Here is a 21900-nt window from a genome sequence, read left to right as displayed (position 1 = left end):
TTACGCCTCCTTCGGGGCGAGGCGCTGGAGCTCCGCCTCGGTCGAGGTGAGCAGGTCGTTCCAGGACGCCTCGAACTTCTCGACGCCCTCGTCCTCGAGGACCTGCACGACGTCGTCGTACGAGATGCCTTGCGCGGCCACGGCGTCGAGCACGGCCTTGGCGTCGGCGTAGTGCGGCGTGACGGTGCCGCCGGTGATCTCGCCGTGGTCGCCCGTCGCCTGGAGGGTCGCCTCGGGCATCGTGTTGACCGTGTTCGGCGCGACGAGTTCGGTGACGTAGAGGGTGTCGGGCAGCTCCGGGTCCTTCACACCGGTCGACGCCCACAGCGGACGCTGTGCGTTGGCGCCGGCCCGCTCCAGCGTCTCCCAGCGGTCGGAGGAGAAGACCTCCTCGTACGCCTGGTAGGCGAGGCGCGCGTTGGCGACCGCGGCCTTGGACTTCAGCTCCTTCGCCTCGGCTGTGCCGACCGCGTCGAGCCGCTTGTCGATCTCGGTGTCGACGCGGGAGACGAAGAACGAGGCCACCGAGTGGATCTGCGAGAGGTCGAGCCCCAGCGACTTCGCCTTCTCCAGACCCTTGAGGAAGGCGTCCATCACCTCGCGGTACCGCTCCAGCGAGAAGATCAGCGTGACGTTGACGCTGATGCCCTTGCCGATCGTCTCGGTGATCGCGGGGAGGCCCGCCTTCGTCGCCGGGATCTTGATGAAGGTGTTCGGGCGGTCGACGAGCCAGGCGAGCTGCTTCGCCTCGGCGACGGTCGCCTCCGTGTTGTGAGCGAGGCGCGGGTCGACCTCGATCGAGACGCGGCCGTCTTTGCCACCGGTGGCGTCGAAGACGGGGCGCAGCACGTCGGCGGCGTCGCGGACGTCGCAGGTGGTGATCATCCGCAGCGCCTCCTCGACGGTGACGCCGCGGACGGCGAGGTCGCGGACCTGCTGCTCGTAGCCGTCGCCCGAGGAGATGGCCTTCTGGAAGATCGACGGGTTGGTGGTCACGCCCACCACGTGCTGCTCGTCGATGAGTTCACCGAGGTTGCCGGTGTTGATGCGCTGACGCGAGAGGTCGTCCAGCCAGATCGCGACGCCCTCGTCGGTCAGGCGCTTGAGTGCGTCTGTCATGGGAGGTCTCCTGTGCTTGTCGGAGCTGTTCAAAAGCTGTCGGGGACGGTCGGTCGGGGCGGCTCCAGGCGCCGCCCCGACCGCGGTCAGCGTTCGGCCGCGGTGAGCGACTCGCGTGCCGCCTGCGCGACGGCCTCGGGCGTGAAGCCGAACTCCTTGAAGAGCAGCTTGCCGTCGGCCGAGGCGCCGTAGTGCTCGATCGAGACCACCCGGCCCGCCTCACCGACGAAACGGTGCCAGGTCAGCGCCGTCGCGGCCTCCACCGCGACACGGGCGCGGACCGAGGGCGGCAGAACGCTGTCCCGGTACGCCTGGTCCTGCTCCTCGAACCACTCGACCGACGGCATCGAGACGACGCGCGTCGGCACGCCCTCGGACTGGAGCGCCTCCCGCGCGGCCACGGCGAGCTGCACCTCGGAGCCGGTACCGATGAGCACGGCGCGCGGCATGGTGCTGCGGCCCTCGGCGTCCTCGGCCTCGAAGAGGACGTAACCGCCCTTCGCCGCCTCGGCGTTGGCCGGGTACGTCGGCACGCCCTGGCGGGTGAGTGCGAGGCCGTGCGGTGCGGGGGCCGTCGAGTGCCGCTTGAGGATCTCGCCCCAGGCGATCGCCGTCTCGTTGGCGTCGGCCGGGCGCACCATGTTGAGGCCGGGGATGGCGCGCAGCGCGGCGAGGTGCTCGATCGGCTGGTGCGTCGGGCCGTCCTCGCCGACGCCGATGGAGTCGTGCGTCCAGACGTAGGTGACGGGCTGCTTCATCAGCGCCGCGAGGCGGACGGCCGGCCGCATGTAGTCCGAGAAGACGAGGAAGGTTCCGCCGTAGATGCGGGTGTTGCCGTGGAGCGCGATGCCGTTCATCGTCGAGCCCATGGCGTGCTCGCGGATGCCGAAGTGGAGGGTGCGGCCGTACTTGTCCGCGTTCGGCAGCGAGTTGCCCTCGGGGAGGAACGAAGTCTTCGCGAAGGTCGTGTTGTTGGAGCCGGCGAGGTCGGCAGAGCCGCCCCACAGCTCGGGGATGACGGGGCCGAGCGCCTTGAGGACGTTGCCCGACGCCTTGCGGGTCGCGACGGACTCGCCCGGCTCGAAGGTCGGGAGCGCCTCCTCCCATCCCTCGGGGAGCTCGCCGCGCGCGATCCGGTCGAACTCGGCGGCGCGCTCCGGGTTGGCGGAGCGCCACTCGGCGAAGCGCTTGTTCCACAGCGCGTGCGCCTCGCCGCCGCGCTCGCGCGCCTCGCGGACGTGGGACAGGACCTCGTCCGGGACCTGGAAGGTCTTGTCGGTGTCGAAGCCGAGGACGCGCTTGGTCGCTGCGACCTCGTCGTCGCCGAGTGCGGAGCCGTGCGCTGCCCCGGTGTTCTGCGCGGTCGGCGCCGGCCAGGCGATGATCGAGCGGGCCGCGATGAGCGAGGGACGCTCCGTCTCCGCCTGCGCGGCGCGCAGCGCGGCGTGGAGGCCCTGCGGGTCGAGGTCGCCGTTGGCAAGCTGCTCGACGCGCTGAACGTGCCAGCCGTACGCCTCGTACCGCTTGAGGGTGTCCTCCGAGATCGCGGTCTCGGTGTCGCCCTCGATGGAGATGTGGTTGTCGTCCCAGAGCATCACGAGGTTGCCGAGCTTCTGGTGCCCGGCGAGCGAGGACGCCTCGGCCGAGACGCCCTCCTCCAGGCAGCCGTCCCCTGCGACGACGAAGACGGTGTGGTCGAAGGGCGACTCGCCCTGCGGGGTCTCCGGGTCGAAGAGGCCGCGCTCGTAGCGGGCGGCCATCGCCATGCCCACCGCGTTGGCGACGCCCTGGCCGAGCGGGCCGGTCGTCGTCTCCACGCCGACGGTGTGGCCGTGCTCCGGGTGCCCGGGCGTCCGGCTGCCCCAGGTGCGGAACGCCTTGAGGTCGTCGAGCTCGAGGCCGTAACCGGCCATGAAGAGCTGGATGTAGAGGGTCAGGCTGGTGTGACCGACGGAGAGGACGAAGCGGTCGCGCCCCGTCCAGTCGGGGTCGGCGGGGTCGTGACGCATCACCTTCTGGAACAGGAGGTACGCGGCAGGCGCCAGGCTCATCGCCGTGCCCGGATGGCCGTTGCCGACCTTCTGCACGGAGTCCATCGCCAGGACCCTTACAGTGTCGACTGCCCGCTGGTCCAGTTCGGTCCACTCAAGGTCTGTGGTGGTCGGCTTGTTGCTCACCCTGCGTCAGGGCTCCTCTCCACATGATCGTAGGCCGGTGCCAGTGCTCACCGGGCGGTGTCGAGCGTACCTCCGCCGGGACGTGCGTGTTTTCGAGCGTTCGCACAATCGCGACCCGACACCTGGCCAACAGCGGTGCGGACACTCCGTATTCCCCGGTGCGCGCTGCGTCACGCGGTGCGGAGGCCGAGCGAGCCCATGATCCCCATGGTTTGCTCATTCTTTGAACGGGCGCAGCGGAGAGCCCGTATGTCGTCGCGTCGACGGCCTTGTCCGTACGGCCGGACCTGCGCGGCGCCGTGGTGACGACAAAGAAGGTCCCCCGGCCTGTGACCGAGGGACCTTCCTGCGAGTAGCGGGGACAGGATTTGAACCTGCGACCTCTGGGTTATGAGCCCAGCGAGCTACCGAGCTGCTCCACCCCGCGTCGGTGAAACCCACCCTACGGCATGGTCCTTGGTGGAAGCGAACCGGCGGTCGTGCTCGCCCCATGGCAGTGGGAGGGCGGGACGTGCGGCACTCTTACCCCGTCGACGTGCCGGGGCATCTCGCGCTGCACGCACGGGGGTTCGCACGTCCTGCCGTCCGCCGTCGTGCTCCGGACCGCACGGCAGCAAGCGGTGCGGAGCCTCCCGCGGGCCGGCCGGCAGCGCGGCGACGAAGGGCCGGGAAGCGGAGGTCGGCGCACCGCTCGCGGGCCCCTGTGCGCCGGGCCGTTGCGGGCGTCAACACGGGCGACCCCCGCGGCCGGCGACATCTGGCCAACGTCTAAAGTGGCGTGGTACGCGCGAGCTCTCACGGGGGTTCACCTCGACTGTCCCGGGCTCGCGGATTCATGAGGCGATCAGGGGTGTACGTGACGGCCGTCCAATCCCGAACTGCGGGGGTGCGCGAGGGCGAAGCGGCGCACCGGCCGCGCGGAACCCGACCCAAGGCGTTCCTCGCCCTCACCAAGCCGCGCATCATCGAACTGCTGTTGATGACGACGGTTCCGGTGATGTTCCTCGCGGCACAAGGCGTCCCCGACCTCTGGCTCGTGCTGATCACCTGTGTCGGTGGCTACCTCTCGGCCGGCGGCGCCAACGCGCTGAACATGTACATCGATCGGGACATCGACGCCCTGATGCACAGGACCGAGAACCGTCCCCTCGTCACCGGTGTCGTCAAGCCCTGGGAAGGGCTCGTCTTCGGGCTCGCGCTCGCGGTCGTCTCCACCCTCTGGTTCGGCCTCCTCGTCAACTGGCTCTCTGCTGCGCTCTCGCTGAGCGCGCTCCTCTTCTACGTCGTCGTGTACACGATGCTGCTGAAGCGGCGCACCTCGCAGAACATCGTCTGGGGCGGGATCGCGGGCTGTCTGCCGGTCTTCATCGGCTGGTCCGCCGTGCGGGACGAGGTGAGTTGGGCCGCCGTCGTCCTCTTCCTCGTCATGTTCTTCTGGACGCCTCCGCACTACTGGCCGCTCTCGATGCGGGTGAAGGAGGACTACGAGCGCGTCGGTGTTCCGATGCTGCCCGTCGTCGCGGGGAACGTCGTGGTGGCGAAGCAGATCGTCATCTATAGCTGGATCATGGTCGCCGTCTCGCTGCTGCTCTGGCCGCTCGGCTACGTCGGGTGGTTCTACCCCGCCGTGGCCGTCGTCGCCGGCGGGTTGTGGCTCTGGGAGGCGCACGCTCTTCGCTCGCGCGCCCGGGCCGGGCTCACCGGAGCGAAGCTCAAGGAGATGCGCCTCTTCCACTGGTCGATCACGTACGTCTCCGTGCTCTTCCTCGCCGTCGCCATCGACCCGTTCCTGCACTGAGCGCCGTCAACGCCTCGGGCGAGTGACCGCCGACCGGTCACGCGCCCGAGGCGTTGCGTCATCTCCCGCCGTGCGTACGGGAGTTCAGGCTGCGGCCTTGCCGCCGCCGAGCTGGATGCCGGCCATCCGGCTCCACTCGTACGGGCCGGTCCGCGTCTTCGCTGCCATCTCGCCGTCGTACTGCTCGTTGACGGTGATCCCCGCCTGCTCGGCCGCCTCCTGGGCGATCTGCTGCGAGGGCGCCATCAGGTCCCCCCAGGTGCCGTCGGAGCCGACGAGGACGATGCGGGAGCCGACCTCGCCGACATAGGCGATCTGGCCTTCGGCCCCGCCGTGGGCCGAGGAGAACGCGGTGATCTGCTTGGCGAGCCGGGCCGCCTGCTTGCTGCTGTCTGCCATGGCGCCGATGCTACCGGCGGGTACAACCCCGTGCGACAGCCGCGAGCGGCCCGAGACGCAGGCCACACACAACTCCCCCTGCACCGACCGGAGTCGGGCAGGGGGAGCGGCGGGACGCTCAGCGGCCTGCGGCGACCGCCTCGGACTCGGGCTCCGCCGGTCCGGGGACGGCCGGACGCGCGCCCGCCTCCCGTACGGGCGGCAGCCCGCGCTCGCGCACCGAGAGGAGCAGCCGGAGCACGGCCACCCATGCCAGCGTCGAGCCCAGCAGGTGGAGCGCGACGAGGACTTCGGGGAGGTCGGTGAAGTACTGCACGTACCCGATGACGCCCTGCGCCACGAAGACGAGCAGCAGTTCGCGGGTACGCGCGCGGGGCCCGGCGGGTGCGTCGACGAGGCGCAGCAGCAGCCAGACGACGAGGCCGAGCGCCACCACCACCCAGGCGAGCGCCGAGTGGAGCTGGGCGACGGACTCCCAGTCGATCGGCATCCGCGGGACGTCGCTGCTGTCGCCGGCGTGCGGCCCCGAGCCGGTCACGGTGGTGCCGACGACGAGGAGCGCGACGGTGAACCCCGCAAGCACCCAGGCCAGCCGCTTTATCGGTGTCCCGACGAGCGGGCGCGGCCCTTCGTCGCCCTCGCGGGCGCGGAGCCAGGTGAGCGTGGTGACCGTCAACAGGGCGCTGGCGAGGAGGAAATGGCCGGCGACAGTGTACGGGTTCAGCTCGGTGAGGACGGTGACGCCGCCGATCACGCCGTTCGCCATCACGAGCCAGAACTGCGACCATGCGAGCCTCGTCAGCCCGCGGCGCCGCGGCTTCGCCGCCCTCGCGGTGACGATCGTCCAGCCGACGGCCGCGCTCAGCACCCAGGTGAGCATGCGGTTGCCGAACTCGATCGCTCCGTGGATGCCCATCTCCGAGGTGGCGACGAGGCTTTCGGAGCTGCACTTGGGCCAGGTTTCGCACCCCAGCCCGGAGCCGGTGAGGCGCACGGCGCCGCCCGTCACCACGATCAGTACGGAGACGGCGAGCGCGGTGAAGCTGGCCCGCTGGAGGGTCCGCTGGGTCGGGGTCCAGCGGGCGGCGATGTACGCGATCGGGTTGCGTACGACTTCGAGCAGATTCGGCACGGGGCCTATCGTAAGCACCCGCTTGTGCGAACTTTCACGAGGGGGCGCCGAGCTCCGCGCAGAACGGCGAACTGCGCCCCGCTGAGGGCGCGTTGGGTTCCTCGCCGGCCCGGCGTCACTCCCACTTGAAGAACCGCGCCGCCGCAGCCGAGCCGACCACCGTCCAGACGGCGAGCACCAGCAGTTGCGGCCACGCGCTCCCGGCACCGGACTGCAGGACGTCCCGCAACCCGTCCGAGAGCGCCGACACGGGAAGCAGCTCCAGCACGCCGCCGACGCCGCCGGGGAACCGCTCCAACGGAACGATGACCCCGCCGCCGACGAGCAGCAGCAGGAAGACGAGGTTGGCCCCGGCGAGTGTCGCCTCCGCGCGGAGCGTCCCCGCCATCAGCAGTCCGAGCGAGGAGAAGGCCGCCGTCCCCAGGAGGAGCAGCAGGACGGCCGTCGCCACACCGGAGGCCGACAGCCCCGCCGGCGACCAGCCGAGCGCCAGCGCGACGACGGCCAGCAGCACCACTTGGAGGAGCTCGACGACGAGGACGGCGCAGGTCTTCGCGGCGAGCAGCCCCGAGCGCGGCAGCGGCGAGGCGCCGAGCCGCTTGAGGACGCCGTACCTCCGCTCGAACCCCGTGCCGATCGCCTGGCCGGTGAACGCGGTGGAGAGGACGGCGAGCGCGAGGATGCCGGGCGCGAGGAAGTCGACACGGGCGCCCGCGCCCGTGTCGACGATGTCGACGGCGCTGAAGAGGACGAGCAGCAGCGTCGGGATGACCACGGTGAGCAGCAGTTGCTCGCCGTTGCGCAGGAGGGTGCGGAGCTCCAGGCCGGCGTGGGCGGCGACCATCCGCGGAAGCGGTGCCGCACCGGGGGCGGGGGTGAAGGTGCCGGAGCTCATGGGCGCAGCTCCTTACCTGTCAGCTCCAGGAAGACGTCTTCGAGGGTGCGCCGTTCCACCGCGATCCGGTCGGCGAGGACGCCGTTCTGCGCGCACCACGAGGTGACGGTGGCGAGGAGTTGCGGGTCGACGGTGCCGGTCAGCCGGTAGCTGCCGGGGGAGAGTTCGACGGCGGCGCTGCCGTCGGGGAGCGCCTTGAGGAGCGACTCCAGATCGAGCCCGGGGCGCCCGGCGAACCGCAGCGTGTTCTCCGCGCCGCCTCTGCACAACTCCTCCGGGGTGCCCTCGGCGATGACCCGGCCGTCGTCGACGATGGAGACGCGGTCGGCGAGCTCCTCGGCCTCGTCCATCGCGTGCGTGGTGAGGACGACGGTGACCCCGTCGGTGCGCAGCCGTCGCACGAGGTCCCACGTGGCCCTGCGCGCCTGCGGATCGAGGCCGGCGGTGGGCTCGTCGAGAAAGACCAGCTCGGGGCGGCCGACGAGCGCGAGCGCCAGCGCGAGCCGCTGCTGCTGTCCGCCGGAGAGCCGGCGGTACGGCGTGCGGCCGCAGGTGTCGAGACCGAGCAGCGCGACGAGTTCGCCGACATCGAGCGGGTTCGCATGGAGCGAGGCCATGTGGCGGAGCGACTCCTCGGCGCGCGCCGTCGGGTAGACGCCGCCGCTCTGCAGCATCACGCCGACACGCGGGCGGAGCGCGGCCGCGTCCTGCCGGGGGTCGAGGCCGAGCACGCGTACGCGTCCGGCGTCGGGGGCGCGGTAGCCCTCGCACGTCTCGATCGTGGTGGTCTTGCCGGCGCCGTTGGGACCGAGGAAGGCGGTGACGCTGCCGCGTGCGACCTTGAGGTCGAGCCCGTCGACGGCCGTCTTGCCGGCGTACCGCTTCACCAGCCCCGCGACGTCGACGGCCGCTTCCGGGGCCGCTGAACTCTGCATGCGGTGCAGTCTAAGGAGGGACACCGACAGCCCGTCCGGCGGGCGGCGCCGAGTCGGCGCGGTGACGTCAAGGCAGCGGAAATGACAGAGAGTTACTGAGGTTCGCCTTACGTGATGCAGCCCATTGTGGCTGGTCACGGAGTGCGCTTGCTCGGCTCCCGCGAATTAAGCAACAATGGCGTTGTGAAAAAGACGGGCGAAGGACAGAGGCAGGGCGCGCGGGCCGAGCAGGCCGCCGCGCGCTCGGCGCTGCCCGGCGCCTCCGAAGAGCAGCAGGGCACGAGGAACAGGGTCGCCAGGTCGATCCTCGACCACGGTCCGTCGACCGCGGCCGAGCTCGCCGAGCGGCTCGGGCTCACCCAGGCAGCCGTCCGCCGACACCTGGACGCCCTCGCGGGTGAGGGTGTGGTGGAGCCGCGCGAACAGCGGGTGTACGGCGCCCGCGGTCGCGGCCGTCCGGCGAAGGTCTTCGCGCTCACCGACTGCGGCAGGGACGAGTTCCACCAGGCGTACGACCAGCTCGCGCTGGACGCGTTGCGATGGATCGCCCGTACCGCGGGCGAGGGTGAGCTCGGTGAGGCCGCCGTCGCCTCGTTCGCAAAGGCACGCGTCGAGGCGCAGGCCGAGCGGTACCGCCCCGTGGTCGAGCGGGCCGCGCCCGAGGAGCGGGCGCGGGCGCTCGCCGAGGCCCTCACCGAGGACGGGTACGCTGCAACGGCGCGCGCGGCGCCGGCCTCCGCAGGCGAGCAGCTCTGCCAGCACCACTGCCCGGTGGCGCACGCGGCGGAGCAGTACCCGCAGTTGTGCGAGGCGGAGACGGAGGTCTTCTCCCGCCTGCTCGGCACCCACGTGCAGCGGCTCGCCACCATCGCGCACGGCGACGGGGTGTGCACCACCTTCGTCCCGCGCGTACGGGGCGAGGGCTCCGCTGCGTCGCATCCGTCGTCGTCCGAAGCCACCGCGCCGAGGCAGACGCCCCGCCGACAGCCCGGAAGACCGGGAGAATCGGCAGAGCCGGGGCGCCCCGGCTCGTCCCGCAAGAACCGCAAGTCCACCGAAGCAGCACCTGTGAACACGGCCGGGAGGAACCCCGCATGACTTCTCCTACGGAGACTGCCCACCCCGAACTCGAAGGGCTGGGCAATTACGAGTACGGCTGGGCCGACTCCGACGCGGCCGGCGCCGCCGCCAAGCGCGGACTCTCCGAGGAGGTCGTCCGCGACATCTCGGGCAAGAAGAACGAGCCCGACTGGATGCTGAAGCTGCGCCTCAAGGGCCACCGGCTCTTCGAGAAGAAGCCCATGCCGAACTGGGGCTCCGACCTCTCCGGCATCGACTTCGACAACATCAAGTACTTCGTCCGCTCCACCGAGCAGCAGGCGCAGACCTGGGAAGACCTTCCCGAGGACATCAAGAACACCTACGACAGGCTCGGCATCCCCGAGGCGGAGAAGCAGCGCCTCGTCGCGGGCGTCGCCGCGCAGTACGAGTCCGAGGTCGTGTACCACCAGATCCGCGAGGACCTGGAGAAGCAGGGCGTCCTCTTCCTCGACACCGACACCGCGCTGCGCGAGCACCCGGAGATCTTCAAGGAGCACTTCGGCACCGTGATCCCGGCCGGCGACAACAAGTTCGCCGCGCTCAACACCGCGGTCTGGTCCGGTGGTTCCTTCATCTACGTCCCGCCGGGCGTCCACGTGGACATCCCGCTCCAGGCGTACTTCCGGATCAACACCGAGAACATGGGCCAGTTCGAGCGGACGCTCATCATCGTCGACGAGAACGCATACGTGCACTACGTCGAGGGCTGCACCGCGCCGATCTACAACTCGGACTCCCTGCACTCGGCGGTCGTGGAGATCATCGTCAAGAAGGGCGGCCGCTGCCGCTACACGACGATCCAGAACTGGTCGAACAACGTCTACAACCTCGTCACCAAGCGCGCGGTCGCCTACGAGGGCGCGACGATGGAGTGGGTCGACGGCAACCTCGGCTCCAAGGTGACGATGAAGTACCCGGCCGTCTACCTCATGGGCGAGCACGCCAAGGGCGAGACGCTCTCGGTCGCCTTCGCCGGCGAGGACCAGCACCAGGACGCCGGGGCCAAGATGGTCCACATGGCGCCGCGCACCTCGTCGAACATCGTCTCCAAGTCCGTTGCGCGCAGCGGCGGCCGCACCTCCTACCGCGGCCTCATCGAGATCGCCGAGGGCGCCGAGGGCTCCAAGTCGAACGTGCTCTGCGATGCCCTCCTGGTCGACACGGTCTCCCGTTCCGACACCTACCCGTACGTCGACGTCCGCGAGGACGACGTCACGATGGGCCACGAGGCGACCGTCTCCAAGGTCAGCGACGACCAGCTCTTCTACCTGATGAGCCGCGGTCTCACCGAGGACGAGGCGATGGCGATGATCGTGCGCGGCTTCGTCGAGCCGATCGCCAAGGAGCTGCCCATGGAGTACGCGCTGGAGCTCAACCGGCTGATCGAGCTGCAGATGGAGGGCGCCGTCGGCTGACGTTCGACGCCGCCCAGCAGACCCCCGAACGCGGGCGCGCGGAGACCGGATTCCGGTCCCGCGCGCCGCGGGCGACCACCCAGGCAGAGAGAGAGCAAGACGACAGCCATGGCTGAGGCTCAGAGTATTCCGGTCGGTTCCAACACCACCGGATCGATCGCGGTGGCAGCTGAGTCCACCACCGCCACCAGGATGAGCGCACCCCCCTCGTTCGACGTGGCGGAGTTCCCCGTTCCGCACGGCCGCGAGGAGGAGTGGCGGTTCACGCCGCTGGAGCGGCTCAAGGGACTGCACGACGGCTCGGCCGACCCCACCGGGACGCTGAAGAGCGAGATCGAGGCGCCCGAGGGCGTCACGGTCGAGTCGGTCCCGCGGGAGGACTCGCGCGTCGGCCGTGCGGGCAAGCCGGTGGACCGGGTCTCGGCGCAGGCGTACTCCGCCTTCGAGAAGGCGACCGTCGTCACCGTGCCGAAGGAGGCCGTGCTCGGCGAGCCGGTGCGGATCAACCTTCACGGCGAAGGCGGCGTCACCTACGGCCACACCGTCTTCGACATCGGCGAGTTCGCCGAGGTGGTCGTCGTCATCGACCACGCGGGGGACGCGGTCCGCGCCGCCAACGTGGACTTCCTCGTCGGGGACGGCGCGAAGGTCACCTTCGTCTCCGTCCAGGACTGGGACGACACCGCGGTGCACACCTCGCAGCACAACGCGGTCGTCGGCCGCGACGCCACCTTCAAGTCGGTGGTCGTCACCTTCGGCGGCGACGTCGTGCGGCTCAACCCCCGCGTCACGTACGCGGGCCCGGGCGGCGAGGCGGAGTTCTACGGGCTCTACTTCACCGACAACGCGCAGCACCAGGAGCACCGACTCCTCGTCGACCACAACCAGCCCAACTGCCGCAGCAACGTGGTCTACAAGGGCGCGCTCCAGGGCGAAGAGGCGCACGCGGTCTGGATCGGGGATGTGCTGATCCGCGCGGAGGCCACCGGTACCGACACCTACGAGCTCAACCGGAACCTCGTCCTCACCGACGGTGCCCGGGTCGACTCGGTCCCGAACCTGGAGATCGAGACGGGCGAGATCGTCGGCGCCGGACACGCCTCGGCGACCGGCCGCTTCGACGACGAGCAGCTCTTCTACCTCATGGCCCGCGGCATCCCGCAGGTCGAGGCCCGGCGCCTGGTGGTCCGCGGGTTCTTCGCCGAACTCGTCCAGCAGATCGGCCTCCCCGACCTCGAGGAGCGGCTCATCGCGAAGATCGACGAAGAGCTGGAATCCGTCGCATGAGCGGGTTCGTGCGCGTCGCAGCCCTCGGCGAGCTGGAGGAGGACATCCCGCAGCGGGTGGAGGTCTCCGGTGTGCAGGTCTCCGTCGTGCGCACCGAGGGCCAGGTCTTCGCCGTCAACGACATCTGCACGCACGCCAACGTCTCGCTCTCCGAGGGCGAGGTGGAGGACTGCCAGATCGAATGCTGGCTCCACGGCTCCCGGTTCGACCTGCGCACCGGCAAGCCGTCCGGACCGCCTGCTTCCCGCCCCGTACCCGTATACCCCGTAAAGATCGAAGGAGACGGCCCCGAAGCGGCTGTGCTCGTCTCCGTCACCCAGGAGTCCTGAAACCCCATGGCAACGCTTGAGATCAACGACCTGCACGTCTCCGTGGAGGCCGAGAGTGGCCCGGAGGAGATCCTCCGCGGCGTCGACCTGACCGTGAGGCAGGGCGAGACGCACGCGATCATGGGGCCGAACGGCTCCGGCAAGTCGACGCTCGCCTACTCCCTCGCCGGCCACCCGAAGTACACCGTCACCGGCGGCACCGTCACCCTCGACGGGGAGGACGTGCTGGAGATGACCGTCGACGAGCGCGCCCGCGCCGGCGTCTTCCTCGCCATGCAGTACCCGGTCGAGGTGCCGGGCGTCTCCGTCTCCAACTTCCTGCGCACCTCGGCGACGGCCATCCGCGGCGAGGCGCCGAAGCTCCGTACCTGGGTGAAGGAGGTCAAGGAGGCCATGGAGCGGCTCTCCATCGACCCGGCCTTCGCCGAGCGGTCGGTGAACGAGGGTTTCTCCGGCGGTGAGAAGAAGCGCCACGAGATCCTCCAACTGGAGCTGCTGAAGCCGCAGATCGCCATCCTCGACGAGACCGACTCGGGCCTCGACGTCGACGCGCTCCGGGTCGTCTCCGAGGGCGTCAACCGCGTCCGCGAGGGCGGCGACGTCGGCACCCTGCTGATCACCCACTACACGCGCATCCTCCGCTACATCAAGCCCGACTTCGTCCACGTCTTCGCGAAGGGCCGCATCGCCGAGTCCGGCGGCGCGGAGCTCGCGGACAAGCTGGAGGAAGAGGGGTACGAGCAGTACGTGAAGGGCGGCGCGGCCGCATGAGAGGCTCATCGGCGGGCCGGCGCGGCCCGCTCACCGCAGCGCGGTCGCACCGCGCGACGAAGGGAGGCGCAGTCGCGTGACACAGATCCCCGGGCTCCTCGACACCGAGGCGATCCGTAAGGACTTCCCCATCCTGGACCGCACGGTCCACGACGGCGATGCCCTCGTCTACCTGGACAACGCGGCGACCTCCCAGAAGCCGCGCCAGGTCCTCGACGCGCTGCACGAGTACTACGAGCGGCACAACGCCAACGTCCACCGCGGTGTGCACGTGCTCGCCGAGGAGGCCACGGCGCTCTACGAGGGCGCCAGGGACAAGGTCGCCGCGTTCGTCAACGCGCCGTGCAGGGACGAGGTGGTCTTCACGAAGAACGCCTCCGAGTCCCTCAACCTCGTGGCGAACATGCTCGGTTGGGCCGACGAGCCCTACCGGGTGGAGGCCGGTACCGAGATCGTCATCACGGAGATGGAGCACCACTCCAACATCGTCCCGTGGCAGTTGCTCGCCCAGCGCACGGGTGCGGAGCTGAAGTGGTTCGGGCTCACGGACGACGGCCGCCTCGACCTCTCCGCCGTCGACGAGGTGATCACGGAGCGCACCAAGGTGGTCTCCTTCACGCTCGTCTCGAACATCATGGGCACCTTCAACCCGATCGAGGCGATCGTGCGGCGTGCCCAGGAGGTCGGCGCCCTCGTGGTGGTCGACGCCTCCCAGGCGGCACCGCACATGCCGCTCGACGTCCAGGCGCTCCAGGCCGACTTCGTCGCCTTCACGGGGCACAAGATGTGCGGTCCCACCGGCATCGGCGTCCTGTGGGGCAGGCAGGAGCTCCTCGACGACCTGCCGCCGTTCCTCGGCGGCGGCGAGATGATCGAGACGGTCACCATGCACGCGTCGACGTACGCGCCGGCACCGCACAAATTCGAGGCGGGCACGCCCCCGATCGCGGAGGCGGTCGGCCTCGGTGCGGCCGTGGACTATCTCTCGTCGATCGGGATGGACCGCGTCCAGGACCACGAGCACGCGCTCACCGAGTACGCGGTGGCACGTCTGAAGGAGATCCCCGAGCTGCGGATCATCGGCCCCACCACGGCCGAGGAGCGGGGCGCCACCATCTCGTTCACGCTCGGTGACATCCACCCGCACGACGTCGGGCAGGTCCTCGACGAGCAGGGCATCGCCGTCCGCGTCGGCCACCACTGCGCCCGGCCGGTCTGCCTGCGCTACGGAATTCCTGCGACCACGCGTGCGTCGTTCTATCTGTACTCCACGCCGGCGGAGGTCGACGCCCTCGCCGACGGGTTGGTGCACGTACGGAATTTCTTCGGCTAGGCGGCGCTGGGACGGACTCGTGAAGCTCGACTCGATGTACCAGGAAGTCATCCTGGACCACTACAAGAACCCGCACGGCCGCGGCCTCCGCGAAGGCGACGCGGAGGTGCATCATGTCAACCCGACCTGCGGTGACGAGATCACCCTGCGGGTGAGGTACGAGGGCGGCACGGTCGCCGACATCTCGTACGAGGGGCAGGGGTGCTCGATCAGCCAGGCGAGCGCCTCGGTCCTCAACGACCTCCTCGTCGGCAAGGAGCTGGCGGACGCGCAGCAGATTCAGGAGACCTTCCTCGAACTGATGCAGTCCAAGGGCCAGCTCGAACCCGACGACGCGATGGAGGACGTGCTGGAGGACGCGGTGGCGTTCGCCGGCGTCTCGAAGTACCCGGCGCGCGTCAAGTGCGCCTTGCTGAGCTGGATGGCGTGGAAGGACGCGACGGCGCAGGCGCTGGGCACGGAGCCGGCCAAGTGACCGCGGACACCGTACCGTCGGGCGCAGCAGCCCCGGACGCAACGCAACCGGACCCGAGAGAAGGACACCCGGCATGACCGAGACCACCACCAAGCCAGCGAGTGAGGACGAGGTCCGCGAGGCCATGATGGACGTCGTCGACCCCGAGCTCGGCATCGACGTCGTCAACCTCGGCCTGGTCTACGGCATCCACATCGACGACGACAACGTCGCCACCATCGACATGACGCTCACCTCGGCGGCCTGCCCGCTCACCGACGTCATCGAGGACCAGGCGCGTGCCGCCACCGAGGGCATCGTCAAGGAGTTCCGGATCAACTGGGTCTGGATGCCGCCGTGGGGCCCCGACAAGATCACCGACGACGGCCGCGATCAGCTCAGGGCGCTCGGGTTCAACGTCTGAGCCGGCGCCTCCGGGCCCCGTCCTGCCGTCACCGGCGGGGCGGGGCCCGACGTCGTTGCGGTGCGCCCCGCGTTCAGGCGGCCATGTCGAGGACGAAGCGGTAGCGGACGTCGTTGCGCTCCAGCCGGTCCAGGGCGGTGTTCACCTCGTGGGACGGCAGGACCTCGGTCTCGGCGGCGATGCCGTGCGCGGCGCAGAAGTCGAGCATCTCCTGCGTCTCGCCCGTCCCGCCGCTGCCCGCGCCCGCGAGGGTCTTGGCGCCGGAGATCAGACCGAGGGGCGGGACGCGGAGGTCCTCTTCCGGGACGCCGACGAGGCAGAGCGTCCCGTCGACCGCCAGCGAGCGGAGGTAGGGCTCCAGCGCGTGCGGTACGCCGACCGTGTCGAGGACGAGGTCGAACCGACCCGCCTGCGCAGCCATCTGCCGCTCGTCCCCGGAGAGGACCACCTCCCCGGCGCCGAGGCGGCGCGCTTCGGCCGCCTTGCCGGGCGAGGTCGTGAACTGCACCACCTCGGCGCCCATTGTGTGGGCGAGCTGGAGTGCCAGGTGCCCGAGGCCGCCCATGCCGACGATGCCGACCTTCCGCCCCGGGCCCGCGCCCCAGCGCCGCAGCGGCACGTAGGTGGTGACCCCCGCGCACATCAGCGGGGCCGTGCCCGCGGGATCGAGCTCCGCGGGGAGCGGGTAGGCGAAGTGCTCGTCGACGACGTACTCGGAGGAGAAGCCGCCCTGGCCGAGTGAACCGTCGACCGGGTCGATGCCGCCGTAGGTGAGGACCACCCCTTCGTGGCACCAGTTCTCCCGGCCTGCTCGGCAGGCGGGACAGGCGCGGCAGGAGTCGGCGATGTTGCCCACCGCCACCTCGTCGCCGACCGCGAACCGGGCAACGCCCTCGCCGACCGCGCGCACCGTGCCGACGATCTCGTGCCCCGGTACGAGCGGCGGGGAGTCCGGGTGACGCGTGCGGACGGCGGTGAGGTCCGACGCGCAGACGCCGCAGTAGCGGACGTCGACCGCCAGGTCCGTGCTCCGCAGGTCCCGCCGCTCGAAGTCGTACCGGGCGACGGCCTCACCGGGGGAGTGGGTCGCCCATCCGCTGGCTCTGCGCATGTTCCGTCCTGTCTTCCGTGGTCCTCGGCGCTGCGGTGTCCCCTGCCGGGGTGCGCCGGGCGCCCATCTCGTCCTCGCAGTCGAGGCCCCTGCGCGACAGGTCGCGGTGGTGGGCGATCTTCTCCCGCACCACGCTCAAGTCCCCGCGCAGCCGGGCTATCTGGGCCTCGATCGCCGCGGCGTGCTCCTCCAGGAGCGCCGTGCGCCTGTCGTGCCACTCCGCCCCGTGGCCCATCTGCACAAAAGCCCGGACGTCGTCCACCGGCATTCCGGTACGCCGAAGCGCCTGCACGAGACGGACGAACCGGACCGCCGCGGGCCGATACCGGCGCCGCCCGCGCGGGTCCCGCTCCACGAGCGGGAGGAGGCCCTCGCGCTCGTACCACCGCAGGGTGTCGACGCTCAGACCCGTCTGCTCCGACACTGCTCCGATGCCTACCGTGCCGGTCTCGGGGGAGTCAGCCATGACGGAGACGGTAGGAGGTGGAGTGGGCTCCAGGGCAACTTCTGCCGGGGCGGGAGGTGTTGGGGAAGTGCTCGTGCCGCGGCAGGGATCCGGCATGGCTTTCCGCCGTAACTGCGGCGGCTGTCTCGGCTCACCGCCGTTGTCGACGGATGCTCGGCGACTGTGCTGTCCGTCAGGACAGCTTTGGCAGGGAGACGCTCGGGCATGAGTACTTCGGGGCTGCGGCGTCGATGAAGCGTTGGAGCATCTCGCGCTCCGCTGGGAGACGGTGGATTCCCAGCTTGTTGTGGAGGGTGCGCTCGATGGTGGGCCCCCATGTGTGACCCAGGTAGACGTCGCCGTTTTTGCAGTGGAGCAGAACGCCGCTTGTCGTGTCGTATCCCTTGCCCTGCGGGAGTCTTGTGAACGCTTCACGTTTGGTGGCGATCGCGTGCGTCATCGTTCTGTTGTCCGTGGCGGCGAAGGTGAGGTGGCTGCCAGAGCGTCCGTCGCCTCGCGTGGGAGCGAGGTGGAGGTCGCAAGCCCAGTACTGACTGTTGTGGATCGTCCTTTCCGTGTCCGTCTTCATGCCGGCGAGCCGGATATTGCGCTGGGGGAGCGAGAAGTCCTCGAGGCGACACAGCTCTGCTGGGATCGATCGATGCGTTGCAGGGGCTTCCGATATGTCCTCAACTTCGGCAGTGCTACCCCCGGAGCAATTACCTGTCTTGGTGACCTCCTGGGTGGCTTCGACGAGGACTTGGGCCATGCCCGCACGGTCGACGGAGCCGCCGAAGACCTGCGCCTGGACTGTGGGCACGTGACTGTTTGACGCCCTGCCGTCTCGTTCGATCCGTCCCCAGCAGGCTTCGGGGAGCATCACCCAGAGGCGCTCTGTGCCAACTGCGCCCGTGGTCGAGCCCGGCAGGGAGGACATCGTTGCGGGCTGTGGCCATCTCGCACTTTGGAAAGGGAAGTCTCCCTGTTCTGCCTTCGTCCGGAAGACGACCTCCGTGTCGTCCGTCCCGGTGAGTCGACTGGTCCGGCTCAACTCGCATCGGAATTCCGGATATTTTCCTCGGTCCGCATTGACGCGCTCGGTGGCCACCCGGCCTGGTCCGTCCAGCGCACTATGGACTGCCTCCGCGGAGACGATGCCGTCGCAGTATTCCTCCGGGCCGAAGAGATTCGTGTTCCACCAGACGTGGAGTGCTCCTCCTGTAAGGAGGGCGACGCAGATGCCGGCCAGGATGCCGGGGGCCTTCCAACTCCGGGGCCTACGCGGTCTCACCGTGCTCCTCGCTCCCATGGACGTGTTGCTCTGCGAACTGCGCTGCTACGAGCAGGCATTGCGGGCCGGGGTGCACGCCTGCCCGAGTTCCCTGCCCCACGACTCGGCGCGGTGGGCGACGAGGCCACGAACCGCCCGCTCCTACTCCCCTGACGAGGGGCACCCATGCTCCGAGGCCAGCGCCTTGGCGTAGGAGCGCAGCCAGCCGCGCATCACGGTGGCTTCGCTCTGCGTGGACGTGGCGTCTTCGAGTGCCGCTCCGTACGCGTCGGAGGAGTGGACGTGGGCGTAGATCTCCTCGTCGCCGCAGGGGACGAGGACCCGATCGGTCGCCTTGGACGTGTTCCGGCCGACACCTTCCAACGAGGCTCCGTGGACGAGCATCGAGTCTGCGCTCCAGGTGAACGTCAGGCGGCGGTCTTCCCTGCCGGGGAAGGCGAGTTCGCAGGCGCCCGTGGTGGAGCCGGTCGCCGTGTACCGCTCCCGCTCGGGAGAGCTGAGGCGGCCTTCCGGCAGGGCGCCGGGTGCCGTGAGGCTGTTGCCGCAGAGCTGGGCGTCGTCCGGCCGGGTTTCGGCTCCGGTGGGTTCCCGGAGATCGATCGGGGCGGAACGCCATCGGTCCGTGGTGTCGCAACCCATCTTCGTGGTCACGTGGTTGGCGATCCGCAGGAGAACGGCAGCCAGGTCGGACTTGCCGGGCCGCGCGTTCTCGACCTCCACCTGGACGCTCCACAGCGGGTCGCCGCGGACGGAGTTCGGAACGGTGCCGAGGCACTCCTGGGGGAGGAGCAGCCACCCACGCTCGTGCGACACCGCACCCGCACGCTCGCCTGTGAAGTAGGAGTAGGAGGCGTGCCCGTCCCAGACACGGCGGGAGCTGAGGGCGAAGTCGGCGGGCTGGAGGGCCAGTTCCGTGCTGAGCACGGCGGGTGGTCCACCGCCGATCTTCTGCGCGCGCTCCACCTCGCACGTGAAGCCGTAGGGCTCGTCGTGCTCCGTGGAGTTGTCCGAGAGTCTGCCGGATCCGGAGAGGATCGAGTCGACCTCGCCCGCCTCGAGCACCTTTCCGCAGAACGTTTCCTTGCCGAAGACGTCGGTGTTCGCCCAGGCCCAGATCGCTCCGGCGAGCAACGCGAGGGCGACCACGCCGCCGAGAATCATCACAACGGGGCGACGAGTTCTGGTCCTCACTGACATGTCATCACTTTCGTTCTCGCAACGCGTCGTAAGCGCTCTCACGCCCGCTGGTGTAGCTCTGGCCCGCCTCACGCTGGAGCGTGGAGGCGGAGACGTCGTCATGGCCCGACTTGTCGACCCAGTTGTTGAAGAACTTGTCCAGGTGGTCCATTGCGGCGTCGTTGCCCGAACTGATCCGGTCCCTCGCCAGCAGGCCCTCCTCAGCCGTGACCCCCTTCAGCCATTCGTTGGCTGTGGCATCGACGGTACGTTGAGCGATGTCGCCCACCACGGGTATGCCGGTGACCGCGCTGCCGACCACGTGGTAGCCGTAGACCCGCTTGTCGGTGGCGTCGCCCACTTTGTCGTCCCGTTCGCCGAGGTCGACGTCCCCGCCGACCGCGTTGACCGCGCCGTTCACCTCGCCGATTTTGGCCGCCTGGTTCTTCATCTCCTCGTGGTCGTTGGGGTCGACGCCGCCCATCTGCTCGGCCATGTAGCGTTGCTGCGATTCGTGCAGGTGGAAGAAGTTCTCATCGTCCTCGGACAGGCCTCGCATCACGCGGAGCACGCTGCTCCTGCTGTTCTGGATCTGGGAGTCCTTTCCGTCTCCGAGCGCCCCCTCCTCACCCGTGCGACCGCCCGGGCCGTCTCCGGCGAGGATGTCGACCGTGTCGGGAGAGTAGTCCGACAGCGCACGCGTGAGGGGGCCCCTGAGGTTGGCGTACTCCTCGCTCTTGAGGACGTTGTCCGCGTCGGCCTTGCTGTCCTCGCCCTGCCGACCGTCCGGATCCCCGTAGTCCAGCACGTTGATGGCGTCGTGCATGATGCGGGCCTGGGCTTCGGTGTGACGGCCCATCTCCGGGTTGGCAGTGGCCGGTTCGTTCCCCGTCGCCCCCGCCTCCAGAGCGAGGCCGAACCCCTTGCGTACGTCGCCGTCGTGGGTGTCGGAGGCGGTGTGCTCGACGTTGCCTGTCCACGTGGAGTTGTCGACCTGGTTCCAGTCGCGGTCGTTGAGCAGGTACTCCAGGTTGTCGTTGCCGCGGTCGGCTCCGGGGTCGAGGTAGTGCGTCGCGGTGTCGGGGTCCTTGGACATGACCTCCAGCACGCCGTCGAGCGGGTCGTTGGCGAACCAGCCGTCCTCCTTGCCGCTGAAGTCGCCGCGCAGGTCCCAGATATCCGGGTCGCCGCCCTGGCTCTTGTCCTCCGCCTTGCGGATGTCGTCGGCCATGTCTCGGAGGAAGTCCTCCGAGTACCCGTCGCCCTGCTTCATGAGCGTCGCGAGGCTCTGGTAGCCGCGCGCCTGCTGGCCGTGCCCCGTGCCGACCTGGATCTTGTCCCCTGCGACGTCGAGGTCGAACTGCTTCGTCCCCGCCTTGCGCATCTTCTTGCGCCAGTTCTTGTAGAAGTCCGAGTCGGTGTTCTTCGTGGCGGTGGCGAGGGTGTTGGCGAGGCCTTTCTGGAGGCCCGCGTAGTCCTTGCGGTCGCCCTTGTCGCCGGAGTGGGAGAGGTCGCTGAGTTTGTTGGTGAACTTGACCATGCCGTCGGGGCCGAGGGAGTTGAGGAGGGTCTGGCTGAACGCCTTGTCGCCCGCGTTGTCGCGGAAGGCGCGCTGGGCCTCGCGGATGTCCGCCGGGGTGGCCTCGCCGTTGTTGATCCGCGTGGCGATCTCCGCGGTGTTCTTCGCCTCGTACTTCTCGATGTTGCCCTGTGCCTCGCCGTTGAAGCCGCCGCCTGCCAACAGGTCCCTTTTGGAGGCCTCTTCCAGGGCCGTCTCGACGCCCCCGTCCGCGTCGGTCACCTTCTTCACCGCGGCGTCGATGCGGCGCTGCCAGGTGCGCTCCTTGTCGCGGACGCTCTCCTGGTAGGTGGGGTCGTGGTGGAGCGCCATCTTCGCGCCCTCGGAGAGCGACGTGGTGTCGAACCTGACGACGCCGTGGTCAGAGACGAGCATGTCGTCCTTCTCCGCTTCCGCCTTGACGTCCTTGAGCTCCTCGCGCAGGTCGTGGAACTGCGAGGCGGCCTTCCTCAGCAGTTCGGCCATCGCCTTCGCCTCGGTCTGCGCGAACTGGAACTGCTCGAGTGTGTCGTTGAAGTGCTGGTTCCCCGCCAGCGCGCTGAAGCCCGTCCACGTGGGGCCGACGGAGATCCCGTGGACGTCCTTGCGGTAGGCCGTCTCCTGGTCGTCGAACTCGCCCGCCATGTCCTCCCATTCCTGGGCGGCGGTGGTGAGCGCGGAGAGTTTCGTGGACATGATCTCGTGGTACGTCGGCATGCTGCCTCCCCCGTGGCTGCGCGGTGCTGCTGT

Annotated in this window: 20 protein-coding genes and 1 tRNA gene; 9 read left to right on the top strand and 12 right to left on the bottom strand. The window is 69.6% G+C overall.

The window, feature by feature from the left end:
• From tal to F603_RS0108700, 3 genes are all read right to left on the bottom strand, one after another.
• Complete coding sequence (gene tal / locus F603_RS0108710) at window positions 1–1119, bottom strand: transaldolase (protein WP_019545623.1); 1119 nt, start codon at window positions 1117–1119, stop codon at window positions 1–3.
• Window positions 1120–1205: 86 nt separating this feature from the next.
• On the bottom strand, window positions 1206–3296 hold the full coding sequence (gene tkt / locus F603_RS0108705) for a transketolase (RefSeq protein WP_019545622.1): 2091 nt from the start codon (window positions 3294–3296) through the stop codon (window positions 1206–1208).
• Window positions 3297–3649: 353 nt separating this feature from the next.
• A tRNA-Met gene (locus F603_RS0108700) sits at window positions 3650–3723 on the bottom strand.
• A gap of 429 nt (window positions 3724–4152) precedes the next feature.
• Here F603_RS0108700 and F603_RS0108695 point away from each other — a divergent pair.
• Window positions 4153–5094 (top strand): heme o synthase, encoded by a 942-nt coding sequence (locus F603_RS0108695; protein ID WP_026328248.1) that lies wholly within the window; start codon window positions 4153–4155, stop codon window positions 5092–5094.
• A gap of 84 nt (window positions 5095–5178) precedes the next feature.
• Here the strand turns inward: F603_RS0108695 and F603_RS0108690 are convergent, their stop codons facing one another.
• From F603_RS0108690 to F603_RS0108675, 4 genes are all read right to left on the bottom strand, one after another.
• Window positions 5179–5493: a hypothetical protein gene (locus tag F603_RS0108690; RefSeq protein WP_019545620.1), complete on the bottom strand. Its 315-nt coding sequence runs from the start codon at window positions 5491–5493 to the stop codon at window positions 5179–5181.
• Window positions 5494–5611: 118 nt separating this feature from the next.
• The gene (locus F603_RS31875; RefSeq protein WP_019545619.1) at window positions 5612–6625 is read right to left on the bottom strand and encodes a COX15/CtaA family protein; all 1014 of its coding nucleotides are present in this window, start codon (window positions 6623–6625) and stop codon (window positions 5612–5614) included.
• A gap of 115 nt (window positions 6626–6740) precedes the next feature.
• Window positions 6741–7520 (bottom strand): ABC transporter permease, encoded by a 780-nt coding sequence (locus F603_RS0108680; protein ID WP_019545618.1) that lies wholly within the window; start codon window positions 7518–7520, stop codon window positions 6741–6743.
• Window positions 7517–8455: an ABC transporter ATP-binding protein gene (locus F603_RS0108675; RefSeq protein ID WP_019545617.1), complete on the bottom strand. Its 939-nt coding sequence runs from the start codon at window positions 8453–8455 to the stop codon at window positions 7517–7519. The genes F603_RS0108680 and F603_RS0108675 overlap by 4 nt, the downstream gene beginning before the upstream one ends.
• 183 nt (window positions 8456–8638) lie before the next feature.
• Between F603_RS0108675 and F603_RS0108670 the strand changes: the two genes are divergently transcribed.
• The 8 genes from F603_RS0108670 to F603_RS0108635 all read left to right on the top strand — a co-directional run bounded on the left by F603_RS0108670 (window position 8639) and on the right by F603_RS0108635 (window position 15569).
• Window positions 8639–9553 carry a helix-turn-helix transcriptional regulator gene (locus F603_RS0108670; protein WP_019545616.1) on the top strand — a complete coding sequence of 305 codons (915 nt, stop codon included), beginning with the start codon at window positions 8639–8641 and terminating at the stop codon, window positions 9551–9553.
• Complete coding sequence (gene sufB / locus F603_RS0108665; protein WP_019545615.1) at window positions 9550–10971, top strand: Fe-S cluster assembly protein SufB; 1422 nt, start codon at window positions 9550–9552, stop codon at window positions 10969–10971. Before F603_RS0108670 ends, sufB begins: the two co-directional genes overlap by 4 nt.
• A 108-nt stretch (window positions 10972–11079) precedes the next feature.
• The gene (gene sufD, locus F603_RS0108660; protein ID WP_019545614.1) at window positions 11080–12258 is read left to right on the top strand and encodes a Fe-S cluster assembly protein SufD; all 1179 of its coding nucleotides are present in this window, start codon (window positions 11080–11082) and stop codon (window positions 12256–12258) included.
• Complete coding sequence (locus F603_RS0108655; protein ID WP_019545613.1) at window positions 12255–12587, top strand: non-heme iron oxygenase ferredoxin subunit; 333 nt, start codon at window positions 12255–12257, stop codon at window positions 12585–12587. Before sufD ends, F603_RS0108655 begins: the two co-directional genes overlap by 4 nt.
• A 6-nt stretch (window positions 12588–12593) precedes the next feature.
• Window positions 12594–13358 (top strand): Fe-S cluster assembly ATPase SufC, encoded by a 765-nt coding sequence (gene sufC / locus F603_RS0108650; protein ID WP_019545612.1) that lies wholly within the window; start codon window positions 12594–12596, stop codon window positions 13356–13358.
• Window positions 13359–13434: 76 nt separating this feature from the next.
• A complete protein-coding gene (locus F603_RS0108645; protein WP_019545611.1) occupies window positions 13435–14691 on the top strand; it encodes a cysteine desulfurase in 1257 nt (418 codons plus the stop codon).
• A gap of 19 nt (window positions 14692–14710) precedes the next feature.
• Window positions 14711–15166, top strand: coding sequence for a Fe-S cluster assembly sulfur transfer protein SufU (gene sufU, locus F603_RS0108640; protein WP_019545610.1), 456 nt, complete (start codon window positions 14711–14713; stop codon window positions 15164–15166).
• Window positions 15167–15239: 73 nt separating this feature from the next.
• Window positions 15240–15569: a metal-sulfur cluster assembly factor gene (locus F603_RS0108635; RefSeq protein WP_016907167.1), complete on the top strand. Its 330-nt coding sequence runs from the start codon at window positions 15240–15242 to the stop codon at window positions 15567–15569.
• 73 nt (window positions 15570–15642) lie between these two features.
• On the opposite strand, the gene F603_RS0108630 is transcribed toward F603_RS0108635, so the two are convergent.
• The 5 genes from F603_RS0108630 to F603_RS0108610 all read right to left on the bottom strand — a co-directional run bounded on the left by F603_RS0108630 (window position 15643) and on the right by F603_RS0108610 (window position 21867).
• On the bottom strand, window positions 15643–16680 hold the full coding sequence (locus F603_RS0108630; protein ID WP_019545609.1) for an NAD(P)-dependent alcohol dehydrogenase: 1038 nt from the start codon (window positions 16678–16680) through the stop codon (window positions 15643–15645).
• The gene (locus tag F603_RS0108625; RefSeq protein WP_019545608.1) at window positions 16640–17146 is read right to left on the bottom strand and encodes a MerR family transcriptional regulator; all 507 of its coding nucleotides are present in this window, start codon (window positions 17144–17146) and stop codon (window positions 16640–16642) included. Before F603_RS0108625 ends, F603_RS0108630 begins: the two co-directional genes overlap by 41 nt.
• Before the next feature lie 172 nt (window positions 17147–17318).
• Complete coding sequence (locus F603_RS0108620; protein WP_019545607.1) at window positions 17319–17945, bottom strand: hypothetical protein; 627 nt, start codon at window positions 17943–17945, stop codon at window positions 17319–17321.
• A gap of 612 nt (window positions 17946–18557) precedes the next feature.
• On the bottom strand, window positions 18558–19613 hold the full coding sequence (locus tag F603_RS0108615; protein ID WP_245600728.1) for a hypothetical protein: 1056 nt from the start codon (window positions 19611–19613) through the stop codon (window positions 18558–18560).
• A 4-nt stretch (window positions 19614–19617) separates the two neighbouring features.
• Entirely contained in the window at window positions 19618–21867 is a 2250-nt protein-coding gene (locus F603_RS0108610; RefSeq protein ID WP_019545605.1) for a DUF6571 family protein, read from the bottom strand.
• Between the last annotated feature and the right edge of the window lie 33 nt (window positions 21868–21900).

Origin of the sequence: Streptomyces sulphureus DSM 40104 (assembly GCF_000381025.1) — a bacterium.
GTDB classification, from domain to species: Bacteria; Actinomycetota; Actinomycetes; order Streptomycetales; family Streptomycetaceae; genus Streptomyces; species Streptomyces sulphureus.
Note: the sequence above shows the minus strand (reverse complement) of the source record. Positions and strands in the feature narration are given on the sequence as shown.

Excerpts from the sequence above, each read along its gene's own strand:
- tal (WP_019545623.1), bottom strand. The coding sequence starts at position 1,119 with ATGACAGACGCACTCAAGCGCCTGACCGACGAGGGCGTCGCGATCTGG.
- F603_RS0108690 (WP_019545620.1), bottom strand. The coding sequence starts at position 5,493 with ATGGCAGACAGCAGCAAGCAGGCGGCCCGGCTCGCCAAGCAGATCACC.
- F603_RS0108680 (WP_019545618.1), bottom strand. The coding sequence starts at position 7,520 with ATGAGCTCCGGCACCTTCACCCCCGCCCCCGGTGCGGCACCGCTTCCG.
- F603_RS0108675 (WP_019545617.1), bottom strand. The coding sequence starts at position 8,455 with ATGCAGAGTTCAGCGGCCCCGGAAGCGGCCGTCGACGTCGCGGGGCTG.
- sufB (WP_019545615.1), top strand. The coding sequence starts at position 9,550 with ATGACTTCTCCTACGGAGACTGCCCACCCCGAACTCGAAGGGCTGGGC.
- sufD (WP_019545614.1), top strand. The coding sequence starts at position 11,080 with ATGGCTGAGGCTCAGAGTATTCCGGTCGGTTCCAACACCACCGGATCG.
- F603_RS0108655 (WP_019545613.1), top strand. The coding sequence starts at position 12,255 with ATGAGCGGGTTCGTGCGCGTCGCAGCCCTCGGCGAGCTGGAGGAGGAC.
- sufC (WP_019545612.1), top strand. The coding sequence starts at position 12,594 with ATGGCAACGCTTGAGATCAACGACCTGCACGTCTCCGTGGAGGCCGAG.
- F603_RS0108635 (WP_016907167.1), top strand. The coding sequence starts at position 15,240 with ATGACCGAGACCACCACCAAGCCAGCGAGTGAGGACGAGGTCCGCGAG.
- F603_RS0108630 (WP_019545609.1), bottom strand. The coding sequence starts at position 16,680 with ATGCGCAGAGCCAGCGGATGGGCGACCCACTCCCCCGGTGAGGCCGTC.
- F603_RS0108625 (WP_019545608.1), bottom strand. The coding sequence starts at position 17,146 with ATGGCTGACTCCCCCGAGACCGGCACGGTAGGCATCGGAGCAGTGTCG.
- F603_RS0108615 (WP_245600728.1), bottom strand. The coding sequence starts at position 19,613 with ATGTCAGTGAGGACCAGAACTCGTCGCCCCGTTGTGATGATTCTCGGC.
- F603_RS0108610 (WP_019545605.1), bottom strand. The coding sequence starts at position 21,867 with ATGCCGACGTACCACGAGATCATGTCCACGAAACTCTCCGCGCTCACC.